The sequence below is a fragment of the Trinickia dabaoshanensis genome, from assembly GCF_002879885.1.
Lineage (GTDB): Bacteria > Pseudomonadota > Gammaproteobacteria > Burkholderiales > Burkholderiaceae > Trinickia > Trinickia dabaoshanensis.
Genome location: NZ_PNYA01000009.1, coordinates 123,423 through 137,254, shown reverse-complemented (window position 1 = coordinate 137,254; position 13,832 = coordinate 123,423). Strand labels below are relative to the sequence as shown.

Here is a 13,832-nt window from a genome sequence, read left to right as displayed (position 1 = left end):
GGCCTGCTCTAGGTTGCTGAGACGGTGGTGGGATGGATGGCCGGATTCGCGCGCTGCGCTCACGTGCTCTGCGCGATGCGCCCGGCTCTCAGGGCTTCGATTCGTGTGAGCCTGTCCTTCGCTTCGGCAGGCATGCGCTGCACGAGCGCGGCGACGATCGATTCGGTTTGCGCGACAGCCGGCACTTTCGTGTCGAACGGCGATCCGTTTTGGACGAACGAGACCAGCACGGCGTCGGCGAAAGCGGCGATCGGCGAGCGCCACTCGTCGGTGAGCAACACGACGCGCGCGCCCAAATCGTGAGCCTCGCGCGCGAATTGCACGACGCTTTCCTGGTACCGCCGGTAGTCGTAGACGACGACCACGTCGCCCGGCGTCAGATCGGCAAGCGCTTCGGAGCCGCGCTCCAGCGAGGGCTCGACGTGCCGTGCGTGCGGCCGCACTTGACTGAGCAGCACGGCGAGCCACGACGCGATAAAGCCGCTCGCGCGGCCGCCGCAGCACAGCACGGTGCGATCGAGATCGGCGAGCAACGAAACCGTACGCTCGAAGTCCTCGCGCGAGGATTGCTCCGCGGTCTTGCCGATGGCGAGCGTCAGCGAGCCCAGCATCGCTTTTTGAACGTCTTCGGCATGACTTTCGTCCGCCGGCGATTCGAGCCGCGACAGCGGCGAGTTCATGCGCGCATCGACTTCGGCCAGTAACGCGCGTTGGAACTCGGGATAGCCCTCGAAACCGAGCTTCAAGACGAGCCGATGAACCGTCGGATCGCTGACTTGCGCCGCGCCGGCAAGCTGCGAGATCGAGGTCAGCGCCGCACTCGGGTAATTCGCCAGCAGTACCGCGACCACACGCCGCTCCGATACCGTAAAAGTGGTTTCCCGCTGCTTGAGCAGCAGCCTCACGGAAAGTGGTGTCACGGTGCCTAGTACGATGAAATCTTCGGTTTCGGGAGTGGGTTGTAACGTTCGTTACGTAATCGAGATGCTAGCAAGCCAAAAAAGCGCGTCAATGCGCAAATGAGTCGGTGTTTACCCGCTTTGGATAAGCAGGCGCTATTTGCTTCGAATACTCGGCGTGATATTCATTACATCATCCGCGAGAAGCGATCGAGCGCCGTGCTACGCTTGCCCGGCCTGCCACTGGAGGACCGTCCATGCCGATATGTCGTCCCCTTCTAGCCGTTAGCTCGTTCAAGTTCGTCGCTTCCGCCGTCATCGCGGCCGCTACGGCCAGCGTCCTTTTTGGCGCTGGCCGTAGCGTTGTCGCCGCCGAGTTGCCTTCGAAAACCCTCGTTTTTTGTTCGGATGCGAGTCCGGCCGGATTCGATCCGGCGCAATACACCACGAGTGTGGAGTTCTCGGCCGCCGCTTACACCGTCTATAACCGTCTGGTCGAATTCGAGCACGGCGGCACCAAGGTCGAGCCCGGCCTCGCGCAGTCGTGGGAGATTTCGGATGACGGCCGCGTGTACACCTTTCACCTGCGTCCCGGGGTCAAGTTTCATACGACGTCCTATTTCAAGCCCTCGCGCGAGTTCGATGCGGACGATGTCGTATTGACGTTCGAGCGCATGCTCGATGCGAAAGCGCCGTTGAGTCAGGCGTATCCGGTGCGGTTTCCGTATTTCACCGATCTCGGGCTGGCCACGAACCTCGAAAGCGTCGCAAAGCTCGATCCGCTCACGGTGCGCATGACGTTGCGCAAGCCGAGCGCGCCCTTCCTATCGGAATTGGCGATGCCGTTCGCCTCGATTCTGTCTGCCGAGTACGCCGATCAATTGCTTAAGCAAGGCGCGGCCGCCGATATCAATCAAAAACCGGTGGGCACGGGACCGTTCGTTTTCCGTAGCTATACGAAAGACGCCACGATCCGGTTCGACGGCAATCCCGACTACTGGAAGAGCGGTGTCGTGCGTTTGAGCAAGCTCGTGTTTCAGATCACGCCCGATCCGGCGGTGCGCGAGGAAAAGTTGAGGGAGGGCGAATGTCAGGTGATGAACTATCCGCGCCCCGCCGACATCGCGTCGCTATCGGCCGATCCGAATCTGCAAATGCCGCATCAAGTCGGCTTCAATCTCGGTTTGCTGGCGTACAACACGACGCACAAGCCGCTCGATAACGTCGATGTGCGCCGCGCGCTCGATATGGCGATCGACAAACAGGCGATCGTCAAATCGGTGTACCAAGGTGCGGGCCAAGCGGCGGTGGCGCCGATGCCGCCCACCGAGTGGTCTTACGACAAGGCGCTGAAGGACGCGCCTTACGATCCGGCCCAAGCGAAGGCGCTGCTGGCCAAGGCGGGCTTTGCCGATGGTCTTACGTTGACGCTTTGGGCGATGCCCGTGCAACGTCCCTACAACCCGAACGCGCGTTTGATGGCCGAGATGATCCAGGCCGATTGGGCCAAGATCGGCGTGCACGCGCAGATCACGACGTATGAATGGGGCGAATACGTGCGCCGCGCGCATGCGGGCGAGCACGACGCGATGTTGATCGGGCTGACGGGCGACAACGGCGACCCGGACAATTGGCTCGGCGTGCTGCTCGGCTGCTCGGCCGTGAACGGCAGCAATTTTTCGAAGTGGTGTTACAAGCCTTTCGACGATCTCATCGTCAAGGCGCGCGAGACCAACGATGTCGCCGAGCGAACGCGTCTTTACACGCGGGCGCAAGAGATCTTCAAGCAGCAAGTGCCGTTCACGCCGATCGCGCATTCGACGGTGTACCAACCGCTGCGTAAGAACGTCGTCGGCTTCAAGATCGATCCGTTTGGTCCGACGCAGTTTTGGGGCGTGGGGCTCGAGTAGCGCGGCGAATTCTTCATCAGCGTATCTTTGCGGGAAAGCCCTCGTTGAATCGTCCGATCAATCGCCTAGACATCGGCTAGGCGATCGGCGCGCGAGGGAGGTTGACACGGAATTTTAGTGGCACTAAACATGCGCTCAGCGCAAAGTCAACGCGCACACGTGCCGAGCGTTGCCTTTTCCCGACCGCTTGTTCGGGTAATCAAAGCTCAGTAATATCCGCGTACGCTGGCTCAGGCCGGCCTCAGAACTGGAGGAAACATGAAGCAAAACAAACTGTTGCGCGCTGTGCGGTTGGGCGCGATCGCGGCCGCCACCGTAACGGTATCGCTCGCGGCGACGATTTCGCACGCGGCCGACATCCCCAACAAGACCCTCGTGTACTGTTCCGAGGGCAGTCCCGCCGGCTTCGATCCCGCGCAATACACGACAGGTACGGATTTCACGGCGAACACGTTCACCGTGTACAACCGTCTCGTCGAATTCAAGCGCGGCAGCACGGAGATCGAGCCGGGGCTGGCCGAATCTTGGGATGTCTCGTCCGACGGTAAGGTCTATACCTTTCATCTTCGTCACGGCGTGAAATTCCAAACGGCGGAATATTTCAAGCCGACGCGCGAGTTCAACGCGGACGACGTGATCTTCACGTTCGAGCGGATGCTCGATCCGAATGAGCCGTTCCGCAAGGCCTATCCGGTGTCGTTCCCGTACTTCACCGATATGGGCCTCGACAAGCTGATCACGAAGATCGAGAAGGTCGATCCGTACACCGTCCGTTTCACGCTGAAGGAAGTGAATGCGCCGTTCCTTCAAAACATGGCGATGGAATTCGCGTCGATCCTTTCGAAGGAATACGCCGACCAGCTTCTGAAGGAAGGCAAGGCCGCCGATATCAATCAAAAGCCGCTCGGAACGGGTCCGTTCATCTTCAAGAGCTACACGAAGGATGCGACGATTCGCTACACCGGCAATCCCGATTACTGGAAGCCGGGCGCCGTGAAGCTGAAGAACCTGATCTTCTCGATCACGACGGATGCCAGCGTTCGCGCGCAAAAGCTCAAGCGCAACGAATGCCAAGTGATGAGCTATCCGAAGCCGGCCGATATCGCCGAGCTGAAGAAGGACGCCGACATCGCGATGCCCTCGCAAGCGGGCTTCAACCTGGGCTACCTGTCGTACAACGTGACGCATAAGCCGCTCGACAACGTCGACGTGCGCCGCGCGCTCGATATGGCCATCAACAAGAAGGCCATCGTCGAATCCGTCTACCAGGGCGCGGGCCAGGCGGCGAAGGCGCCGATGCCGCCGACGCAATGGTCGTACGACGGCAACCTGCCGATGGCGTCCTACGATTCGGCCAAGGCCAAGGCGTTGCTCGCGAAGGCCGGTTTCCCGAACGGTTTCGACATCACGCTCTGGGCGATGCCGGTGCAGCGTCCGTACAACCCGAACGCGAAGCTGATGGCCGAGATGATCCAGTCCGACTGGGCGAAGATCGGGGTGAAGGCGAAGATCGTCACCTATGAGTGGGGCGAATACATCAAGCGCGCTCACGCGGGCGAAGACGATTCGATGCTGATCGGCTGGAGCGGCGACAACGGCGATCCGGACAATTGGCTCGGCACGCTGCTCGGTTGCGAGGCCGTGCACGGCAACAACTTCTCGGAGTGGTGCTACAAGCCGTTCGACGACCTGATCCAGAAGGGCCGTACGACGAACGGGCAAGACGCGCGCTCGAAGATCTACACGCAAGCGCAGCAAGTCTTCGCCGAGCAACTGCCGTTCTCGCCGATCGCTCACTCCACCATCTATCAACCGACGACGAAGAACGTCGTCGACATGCGCATCGAGCCGCTCGGCTATGCCCGTTTCGATGGCGTCAGCCTGAAGTAACGGCGATGCGGTACGCTCTCTCGGGTTATCCGGGGAGCACCAGCATGTTTTCCGGCGACAGGGACTCGAAAGCGTCCCTCGTCGCCGGTCGCATTTTTCCTCCTGCAAGATAAAGGGACGAACCATGTTCCGATTCGTTTTACGCCGCATCGGGATGGTGATACCGACGTTCATCGGCATCACGATCCTCGCCTTCGCGCTGATCCATCTGATTCCCGGCGACCCGATCGAAGTCATGATGGGCGAGCGCGGCGTCGATCCCGCGATGCACGCGCAAGCGCTGCACCGGCTCGGACTCGACGAGCCGCTGCCGCTGCAATACGTCCACTACGTGTGGCGGGCGATCCACGGCAATCTCGGCGATTCCATCATCACGAACACCAGCGTCATGAACGAGTTTCTCGCGCGCTTTCCGGCGACCGTCGAGCTCTCGATCTGCGCGATGCTGTTCGCGCTTCTCATCGGCTTGCCGGCCGGCGTCGTCGCGGCGCTCAGGCGCGGCACCGTCGTCGATCATGGCGTGATGGGCACGGCGCTGGCCGGCTACTCGATGCCGATTTTCTGGTGGGGCCTCATCCTCATCATGCTGTTCTCCGTCTCGCTCGGCTGGACGCCCGTGTCGGGGCGCATCGCGGTGGAATACGATATTCCGCGCGTGACGGGCTTCATGCTCATCGACGCGCTGCTCGCGCCCGACGAAGGCTCGTTCAAATCGGCCGTGAGCCATCTGATCTTGCCCGCCATCGTGCTCGGCACCATTCCGCTCGCGGTCGTGGCGCGCATGACGCGCTCCTCGATGCTCGAGGTGCTGCGCGAGGACTACATTCGCACGGCACGGGCCAAGGGACTTTCTCCCGTGCGCGTCATCGTCGTGCACGCGCTGCGCAACGCGCTCATTCCCGTCGTCACGGTGATCGGCCTGCAAGTGGGCACGCTGCTCGCCGGCGCGGTGCTGACCGAGACGCTCTTTTCGTGGCCCGGCATCGGCAAATGGCTCATCGATGCGATCAGCCGGCGCGATTACCCGGTCGTGCAGGGCGGCATTTTGCTGATCGCCACGCTCGTCATCGTCGTGAACCTGATCGTCGATTTGCTCTACGGCGTGCTCAATCCACGCATTCGCCATACGCGCTAAAGGAGCCCGCAACCATGGCAGATATTCAAAACACGGTTCCTCAAAGCGTCACGCCGGCAAGCGGACGCGCGCTCGCACTGCGCGAGTTCTGGAGCAACTTCTCGCGTAACCGCGGCGCGGTGGCGGCCGGCGTCATCGTGCTGGTGCTGGTGTTCGTCGCACTGTTCGCTCCGCTAATCGCGCCGCATAGCCCCATCGAGCAGTACCGCGACTACGTCAAGATTCCCCCGGCTTGGAGCGACGGCGGCAATTGGAAATTCGTGCTCGGCACCGACGAAGCCGGTCGCGACATCCTGTCCCGGCTGATGTTCGGCGCGCGCATGTCGTTTTGGATCGGTTTCGTCTCCGTCGTGCTCGCGCTGATCCCGGGCGTCGTGCTCGGTCTTTGCGCGGCGTTCTTCGGATGGGCGGATACGCCGATCATGCGGGCGATGGACGTGCTGCTCGCGCTGCCCTCGCTGCTGCTCGCCGTGGCGGTGGTCGCGATCATCGGCCCGGGTCTCACGAACACGATGTTCGCGATCGCGATCGTCGCGTTGCCGGGCTACGTGCGTTTGACGCGCGCCTCCGCGCAGGGCGAGTTGCAAAAAGAGTACGTGACCGCATCGCGCGTGGCCGGTGCCGGCACGCTGCGCCTCATGTTCTCCCAAGTGTTGCCCAACTGCACGGCGCCGTTGATCGTGCAAGCGACCCTCGGATTTTCGTCGGCGATTCTGGACGCGGCCGCGCTCGGCTTCCTCGGGCTCGGCGTGCAACCGCCGACGGCGGAGTGGGGGGCGATGCTCGCCTCGGCGCGCGACTACATCGACAACGCATGGTGGATCGTGACGATGCCCGGCATGGCGATCCTCATTTCGGTGCTCGCGATCAATCTGCTCGGCGACGGGCTGCGCGACGCGCTCGATCCGAAACTGAAACGGATGGCTTGAACATGAACGATCTTTTGACCATCCGCAATTTGGCGGTCACCTTCGGCGGGGCACCCGCCGTCGACGGCGTGAGCTTCGCCGTCGCCCCGGGCGAGGTCGTGGGCGTCGTCGGCGAATCGGGTTCGGGCAAGAGCGTGACGATGATGGCGCTGATGGGCCTGATCGACGCGCCCGGCATCGTCACGGCCGACGAAATCACGTTCGACGGCAAGGACCTCTTGAACGCTTCCGCGAAAGCGCGCCGTAAGATCATCGGCAAGGACATCGCGATGGTGTTCCAAGACGCGCTGACGAGTCTGAACCCGAGCTATACGGTCGGCTATCAAATCAAGGAAGTGCTCAAGCTGCACGAGGGGCTGCGCGGCGCCGCGCTCGAGCGGCGCGCGCTCGAATTGCTCGATCAGGTCGGCATCCCCGACGCAAAAGGCCGCATCACCGCGTTCCCGCACCAGCTTTCGGGCGGCATGAACCAGCGCGTGATGATCGCGATGGCCGTCGCCTGCAACCCGAAGCTGCTGATCGCCGACGAACCGACGACGGCGCTCGACGTGACGATCCAAGCCCAGATCATGGATCTTCTGGTCAAGCTGCAGAAGGAGCGCGGCATGGCGCTCGTGCTGATTTCGCACGATTTGGCCGTGGTGTCGCAAGTGGCGCAGCGCGTGGCGGTCATGTATGCGGGCGAAGTCATCGAGACGAATCGCGTGCCCGATATCTTCGCTCGGCCGCATCATCCGTACACGGAAGCGCTGCTGGCCGCCATCCCCGAGCACAATCGCGGCGCCAAGCGCCTCTCCGCACTGCCCGGCATGGTGCCCGGGCGCGACGATCGCCCGAGCGGGTGCCTGTTCGCTCCGCGTTGCAAGTACGTGGTGGACGGTTGCCTCAAAGGGCGGCCGGGGCTCGATCCCGTGGAACCGAATGCGCCCGAGGCCCGCGCGCGCTGTATCAAACCTTTGAACCTCGATGCGATCCGCTCGAACACGACCCAGCACGGAGGCGCCCGATGAACGCAGTACCCGAAGTTTCGCGCGCGCCGCGGCAAGATGGCGATCTCGTCCTGGTCGCTAACGAGTTGACCAAGCACTACCCCGTGCGGCGCGGCATGTTCGGCCACGGCACGGTCAAGGCGCTGAACGGCGTGTCGTTTTCACTGTCGCGTGGCAAGACCCTGGCCGTGGTGGGCGAGTCGGGCTGCGGCAAATCGACGCTCGCTCGGCAACTGACGATGATCGAGCCGCCCACGTCGGGGCGCTTGCTGGTCGAGGGCGAGGATGTGGCCGGCGCGAACGCGGCCCAGCTCGCCGGATTCCGCCGCCGCGTGCAAATGGTGTTCCAGAACCCGTTCGCCTCGCTCAATCCGCGCAAGACCGTCGAGCAGACGCTGTCGGAGCCGCTCGTCATCAACGCTCAGATGAGCGCGGCCGAGCGTGCCGCCCGGGTCGCGCAGATGATGCGCACGGTGGGATTGCGTCCGGAACACGCAAAACGCTATCCGCACATGTTTTCCGGCGGACAAAGGCAGCGGATTGCCATCGCTCGTGCGATGATTCTGGATCCGCGCATCGTGGTGGCCGACGAGCCCGTTTCGGCGCTCGACGTTTCCATCCAGGCGCAGATCCTGAATCTGTTTATGGACTTGCAAGAACAGTTCAAGACGAGCTACGTCTTCATCTCGCACAACCTGGCCGTCGTCGAGCATATTGCCGACGACGTGATGGTCATGTACTTCGGCGGCGTGGCGGAGCTGGGCGAGAAGAAGACGATTTTCGCGAAGCCTCGCCATCCCTACACGCGTTCGTTGATGTCGGCCACGCCGGCTATCTTCGAAGCCGATCGGCGCACGCAGATCAAGCTCCAAGGCGAGATGCCCTCGCCGCTCAATCCACCGTCGGGCTGCACGTTCCATCAACGCTGCCCGTACGCGATCGAGCGCTGCAAAGTGGAAGAGCCGAAACTGCGCGAAGTCGATGGCCGCCTTGTGTCGTGTCACCGTGCCGAGGAGGTAGGGGACGCGGATGGCTGAAAATTGGGCGGCGCGTAACCGTGCGCGCCGCCCGCGCGAGGGCGCCTTCGGGCCGGCCCGTTCTGGGCGGGCCCTTTGGGGGCAGTCCCTCGCGCGGCGGGCACGAGCCAGCCTGCGACGCATGTGCTCGCTCGTGCTCACCTTTATCTTCACGATGGCGCTCGACCCGCGCTCCGGCGGGCTGATCTCGCCGGCCTGCGCGGGACCCGCCCCGGTCCGTGTCACTCAAGCGGCGCCCAGCGCCCCGGCGCCGGCTCCCTCGACCGGCGTGGCGATCCCCGGCTTTCATGGACCGCCTCCCGGTTTCGACGGGACGAGCGCGAGCGGTCCGGTGCGGGCCGAACCGGCGCATATGCCGTTTTACGTCGCCACGAGAGGGACGACGACGATCTATCTGCTCGGCACCTTGCACGTGGGCGACCCCTACGACTACCCGAAGAATCAGCCTTTTCGCAGGCCGATCTTGGCGGCACTCGCCGCTTCGCCCACGCTCGCGCTCGAGATCTCGCCGGACGATCTGCTGCGATCGCAAGACGACGTGTCGAAGTACGGCGTGTGTTCCTACGCATGCTTGCCGCGCCTGCTGCCCGATTCGATCATGCGCAAGCTTGCGTTTCGCTTGCGCGGCAACCCGGCGGCACTCGAGGAAATCAAAAAGACGCGGCCGTGGCTCGCCGCGCTGCTCGTCGAGACCTACGACTCGCTGGCCGCGGGCTTGCAAACGGAATACGGCACCGAAGCCCAACTCGAAAACGTCTATTTGCCGACTCGGGGAAAGGTCGTCGGCTTGGAGACCCTTGCCGAGCAGATGCGCTCGTTCACGAACCTCACGCTGGCCGAGCAACGCGAAATGCTGGCGCAGGATCTCGCGCAGACGCCCGCGCAGAACATGGACGACGTGAAGACGCTGCACCGGCTCTGGCGTATCGGCGATGCCGACGCGATCTCGGCGTGGGCCACGGCCAAGTCCGAGCGCCTCGCGCGCACCGCGTCCGTTGCGCGCGCGCTCGATAACCGCATCGTCTTCGATCGAAACCGCCGTTTCGCGGCGCGCATGGTGGCCATCGCCGCGCCGAATCGGCCGATTTTCGTGGCGATCGGCTCGCTCCATCTGGGCGGCCCCAGGGGCGTGCTCGCGCTGCTGCGGCAGCGCGGCTTTACTGTCGAGGCGGGCTGAATGGATGAGCTTGAACACGGTGCGTCAATCGCCTAGTTCGACTGCATTGACGCCGATCACCGTGCGGCGGCATAAGGCCATCTTGCCCGGCACCACGTGCGATAGCGGGACGTTGCGCAAAGCCGCGTAATTGCGCCGCGCATGCTCGGTGAAACGCTGCAAATCCTGCTTGGACGGCTGCTTTCCTTCGTTGCGGCCGACATATCGAACCTCGGTCAACGGACCGCACGACATCGTCTGCACCATGTAGTACGACATGAGGCTCCCGGGTCGAAAGCCGGCGTCCGCGTGGCGTGGCTGCATCAAAGCGGCTCATCCGGTAGGTCGAGCCAACCCGAAACGATCGAGACGAACAGCAGTTCGCAGACGTTGGACGCATGAGCTTTTTTTAATAGGTTCGCGCGATGCTTGCGGGCGGTTAGGTCGCTGATGCCGAGGCGCCGCGCGATCTGCTTGTCGCTCTTGCCGTCATTGAGCAGCCCGAGCACTTGTTGTTCGCGTTTGGAAAACGGCGCCGTGCTCGGCTTTTTTTTATTGGGTTCGGGCAACTCACGACATACCGGCGCACGAGTTGCGCCGACTTAGTCGCGCCGAATTTCGCCAGCAGTGCCTCGCGATGTTTTCTGGCCGTGGACAGGGAGAAGGCGAGGCGTGCGGCAATCTCCCTGTCGGTCAATCCTTCGGCGATCAAAGCGAGTACGGTGCCCTCTCGGGTCGTTGGCATCATGCTGCTCTCCAAGATAATTCAGCCGATGCGGCGTGATTCGATTTTGATAAGCGACGCAATAAATCGCATTTAATGGGCGATCGGTCGTGGTTTCGTCGATGATTGAATGTCGATTTTCTGTGATTGCGCAAAAATACCCAATTCATGGGATTTTTGATGCTGCGGTGAAGTTCGTGTGGTCTGAGTTGTGACATGGAGGTCCTGGCAGAGAATCGTCTGGGGTTGGAGCGATTCTCTGCATCGATGCGAAAGGCATCCATTAGGCAAATGATGTAGTGCCATAAAACCTTAAAAAGTATGGATTGCGGCGGCGCATGAGATGAGAGACGTTGTTCGTGGTTGAAAATAGTTTTTCAGGGCCGCCGACAAAGCGATCGGTTTTATTGGAATGAATTTCGATAAATAGCCGCGTCCTTTCGCATCGCTCGCTTTGACTACTTCATTTGCCGAATGGTGAGGCCCGGCGTGAGCGTCGAGAATCCGTTCACCGCGTATCGACGGCGGCGGTTCGCGAGAATCGGCCGTTTTCGTCGAGAGGCGGGGCGCGTCGGTTGCCGCGATGGGGGGCCGGGGCGTTGCGCGGCGAAGTCCTGCCGTTGGCCATCGGACATGGGGAGAAGGGCTATGGAAGGGTTGACGGAGCGTGGCGACGGCGCCCGCGACGACGGATCGGACGAGAGCGAGGCGAACCCTGCGACCGCGCAGCCTGCACCGCCGGCATCGCGGCGCGTGCTCGCGGGCAGCTTGCTCGATCGGCTCGTGCTGTTGAACGGCGCGCGGCGAGCGCTGCGCGATTTGGATCTACGCGTGGCGCGCGTGATTTGGTGCGACGGGCGTCCGTTCATCGAAATCGAGCGCGAGCCCGGCGTGTCGCTTGCGCCGCTGCTCGATCGCATGGGACGACGCATGTTTCGCTGCGCGAACGGGCGTACGCGAATCGCAGGCGAATTCATGGGCGTCACCGTGTGTTGGTTCGAATGGTCGAGCGACGATGCGGCGAGCGGCGAGCGCGGCAGGGGCGACGTAGCGGCGATGAGGGAGGGTGTCGAGCGATGAGGCTGCGCCGTTTTTGTCCGCGCTGCATGACGAAGCCTCGCCTGCTGTGCCGGCTTTGCTCGGCTCGTTGCTCGTGCCGCGCACCGCTGGTGCGTGCCCGGCGGGGGCCGGACCCGGAGCAACCCGTGATATGGCCGCTCGCCGCGTTTCGCCGACCGGCGGCGCGCGGCTTCGATCGGCTTCTGAGCATGCACGAGTTGACGGCGCTCATGGTGTTGCAGCGCTCGCCTAACGAGGGCGAGCTAGATCGGGCCGATCTGGAAAGCTTGTCGGTGCGCAACTTGGTGACCTTCGAGGTGCTGCCGTGCGGCAAGCGCCGCCCTCGTATCACGGCGCATGGCGCCGATTGGCTCGCCGCGGTCATGCGGGGGCGCTAAGGGCCTGTGAGGCGCGCATGGCGATTGCATACGCGCAGGTCCGTATTTCATTGAGTTGTACTAACTAACCGAGTGAATAGGAGTTCGTATGAACTGGATGTCTCCCAAGCAGGTGGTCGCGACGCAAAGGGCCGGTATCGATACGGTACTAGGGGTGACGCAGACGCTGCTCGACGGCTGCGAACGCATGACGGATTTGAACTGGCAGACGGCGGGGGCGATGATGGGCGAGACGCATGAGCGGGCATGGCGCGGCGTGGTGCCCAAGACGCCGCTGCAATGGATGATGCCTGCGTCTTCTTGGCCCTTGCCGATGCCGATGGTGGAGAAGGTACAGGGCTACTGTCGCAAGGCATACGACATCGCGGTGTCGACGCAGGCGGACATGGCGGGCCTCTCGCGGGAAGGGAGCAATGCGTACACGCGCTTGTTCGTCGACGATGCCTCGAAGTTGGCTTCGTCGGATTCGGAAGGAGGCATTCCGGCTTGGGGGGCCGTTTTCGACGCGGCGTACCGGTTATACGAGACTTGGCAAAAGGCGAGCTTGCAGGTGGTTCAGCTCACGGCCGGCAGCCTAGACCCCGCGATGATGGTGGCGGGAAAGGGCGGCAAGCGCAGGTCGGAGCATGGGCGGCATTGAGTGGGTTGGGGGGAAGCGACATGCGCGCCGAGGCGGATGTTGCCGCTTCGGCGCATCGACACCGGCGACCCGATCGCTCTCGTCCGAGCGCGCAGGATCGCCGTTCACCTTACCTGAACATCAACGCATTGAGCAGCAAGATGTTCACGACCAGCAGCATCGCCCCCGTCGGCGCTTGCGCTTTGATCACCGCGTTCTTATCGGGCAATTCCAGCAAGGCTGCGGGCACCATGTTGAAGTTGGCCGCCATCGGCGTCATCAGCGTCCCGCAGTAGCCCGAGAACATGCCGATCGCCACCATCACCGCCGGGTTGCCATGAAACACGTTCACGAGAATCGGCACGCCGATCCCCCCCGTCATCACCGGAAACGCGGCGAAACCATTGCCCATCACCATCGTGAACAGTGCCATGCCGATGCAGTAAACCGCCACCGCGACGAAACGATAGTCGAGGTTCACATACGCGGTGGCCACGTGCGCGACGGCCTTGCCGACTCCGGCGTCGGCGAACACGAGCCCGAGCATCCCGAGCATTTGCGGCAGCACCGCGGCCCACGATAGCGCGTCGATCAGCCGACGCGCTTCCCGCGCCGATTGCCCGACCGAATCGCGCGTCACGAAGCACGCCACGGCCAATGCGACGACGCAGCCGATGCCGAAACCGATGAGCGTCGCATTCTTCGCCTCGATAAGCGGCGTTCCCCCGACGACGAGCCGCCCAGCAAGGAGCGTGACGACCACCGTTACGACCGGAATCGTCAACGCAGGCACGAACAGCAGATTGCCAAGCCGCTTGGCACTCGCCCGGCGCGTCTCGTCGTTGGGCATCTTCGGTTTGGCGCCGAGCACGCCGCCGAATCCCGCGATGAGTGCCATCGCGATCACGAGGACGCCCACCAACTCCGCCGGCAGCAAGTCGCCGACGAGAAAGATCGCCGCATAGATGATCCAAAAGCTCCCGGCCGCGAATCGACGCGGATGGGTTTTATCAGTGAGGATCATCCCACCGACGACGAGCAGCACCACGCCGACGAGCCAAAACAAATGAACGAGCTTGAGCGTCAT

Annotated in this window: 14 protein-coding genes and 1 pseudogene; 10 read left to right on the top strand and 5 right to left on the bottom strand. The window is 62.8% G+C overall.

The genetic code is table 11. From position 1 onward, the window contains the following. Positions 1-59 precede the first annotated feature (59 nt). Complete coding sequence (locus tag C0Z18_RS11825) at positions 60-920, bottom strand: MurR/RpiR family transcriptional regulator (protein ID WP_102645602.1); 861 nt, start codon at positions 918-920, stop codon at positions 60-62. 236 nt (positions 921-1,156) lie between these two features. On the opposite strand from C0Z18_RS11825, the gene C0Z18_RS11820 reads away from it, so the two are divergent. The 7 genes from C0Z18_RS11820 to C0Z18_RS11790 all read left to right on the top strand — a co-directional run bounded on the left by C0Z18_RS11820 (position 1,157) and on the right by C0Z18_RS11790 (position 9,966). Next, positions 1,157-2,809 carry an ABC transporter substrate-binding protein gene (locus C0Z18_RS11820; protein ID WP_102645601.1) on the top strand — a complete coding sequence of 551 codons (1,653 nt, stop codon included), beginning with the start codon at positions 1,157-1,159 and terminating at the stop codon, positions 2,807-2,809. 258 nt (positions 2,810-3,067) lie between these two features. Next, positions 3,068-4,699 carry an ABC transporter substrate-binding protein gene (locus C0Z18_RS11815; protein ID WP_102645600.1) on the top strand — a complete coding sequence of 544 codons (1,632 nt, stop codon included), beginning with the start codon at positions 3,068-3,070 and terminating at the stop codon, positions 4,697-4,699. 124 nt (positions 4,700-4,823) lie between these two features. After that, positions 4,824-5,834, top strand: coding sequence for an ABC transporter permease subunit (locus tag C0Z18_RS11810; protein ID WP_102645599.1), 1,011 nt, complete (start codon positions 4,824-4,826; stop codon positions 5,832-5,834). Positions 5,835-5,848: 14 nt separating this feature from the next. Continuing rightward, a complete protein-coding gene (locus tag C0Z18_RS11805) occupies positions 5,849-6,763 on the top strand; it encodes an ABC transporter permease subunit (RefSeq protein WP_102645598.1) in 915 nt (304 codons plus the stop codon). A gap of 2 nt (positions 6,764-6,765) precedes the next feature. Further along, the gene (locus tag C0Z18_RS11800; RefSeq protein ID WP_102645597.1) at positions 6,766-7,773 is read left to right on the top strand and encodes an ABC transporter ATP-binding protein; all 1,008 of its coding nucleotides are present in this window, start codon (positions 6,766-6,768) and stop codon (positions 7,771-7,773) included. Next, positions 7,770-8,789, top strand: coding sequence for a peptide ABC transporter ATP-binding protein (locus C0Z18_RS11795; RefSeq protein WP_102645596.1), 1,020 nt, complete (start codon positions 7,770-7,772; stop codon positions 8,787-8,789). The genes C0Z18_RS11800 and C0Z18_RS11795 overlap by 4 nt, the downstream gene beginning before the upstream one ends. Beyond that, on the top strand, positions 8,782-9,966 hold the full coding sequence (locus C0Z18_RS11790; RefSeq protein WP_102645595.1) for a TraB/GumN family protein: 1,185 nt from the start codon (positions 8,782-8,784) through the stop codon (positions 9,964-9,966). The genes C0Z18_RS11795 and C0Z18_RS11790 overlap by 8 nt, the downstream gene beginning before the upstream one ends. 24 nt (positions 9,967-9,990) lie before the next feature. Here the strand turns inward: C0Z18_RS11790 and C0Z18_RS11785 are convergent, their stop codons facing one another. From C0Z18_RS11785 to C0Z18_RS33895, 3 genes and pseudogenes are all read right to left on the bottom strand, one after another. Beyond that, positions 9,991-10,224: a hypothetical protein gene (locus C0Z18_RS11785; RefSeq protein ID WP_102645594.1), complete on the bottom strand. Its 234-nt coding sequence runs from the start codon at positions 10,222-10,224 to the stop codon at positions 9,991-9,993. 44 nt (positions 10,225-10,268) lie between these two features. Further along, complete coding sequence (locus tag C0Z18_RS11780; RefSeq protein ID WP_102645593.1) at positions 10,269-10,514, bottom strand: response regulator transcription factor; 246 nt, start codon at positions 10,512-10,514, stop codon at positions 10,269-10,271. Positions 10,515-10,540: 26 nt separating this feature from the next. Then, a pseudogene (locus C0Z18_RS33895) lies at positions 10,541-10,690 on the bottom strand (response regulator transcription factor); the annotation flags it as partial. A 627-nt stretch (positions 10,691-11,317) separates the two neighbouring features. Between C0Z18_RS33895 and C0Z18_RS11770 the strand changes: the two are divergent. The 3 genes from C0Z18_RS11770 (at position 11,318) to C0Z18_RS11760 (ending at position 12,766) form a co-directional block, all read left to right on the top strand. Beyond that, a complete protein-coding gene (locus C0Z18_RS11770; RefSeq protein WP_102645592.1) occupies positions 11,318-11,749 on the top strand; it encodes a hypothetical protein in 432 nt (143 codons plus the stop codon). 125 nt (positions 11,750-11,874) lie between these two features. Beyond that, complete coding sequence (locus tag C0Z18_RS11765; RefSeq protein ID WP_233217281.1) at positions 11,875-12,126, top strand: hypothetical protein; 252 nt, start codon at positions 11,875-11,877, stop codon at positions 12,124-12,126. A gap of 88 nt (positions 12,127-12,214) precedes the next feature. Continuing rightward, positions 12,215-12,766, top strand: coding sequence for a phasin family protein (locus tag C0Z18_RS11760; RefSeq protein ID WP_102645591.1), 552 nt, complete (start codon positions 12,215-12,217; stop codon positions 12,764-12,766). A 109-nt stretch (positions 12,767-12,875) separates the two neighbouring features. On the opposite strand, the gene C0Z18_RS11755 is transcribed toward C0Z18_RS11760, so the two are convergent. Then, a complete protein-coding gene (locus C0Z18_RS11755) occupies positions 12,876-13,832 on the bottom strand; it encodes a DUF979 domain-containing protein (RefSeq protein ID WP_102645590.1) in 957 nt (318 codons plus the stop codon).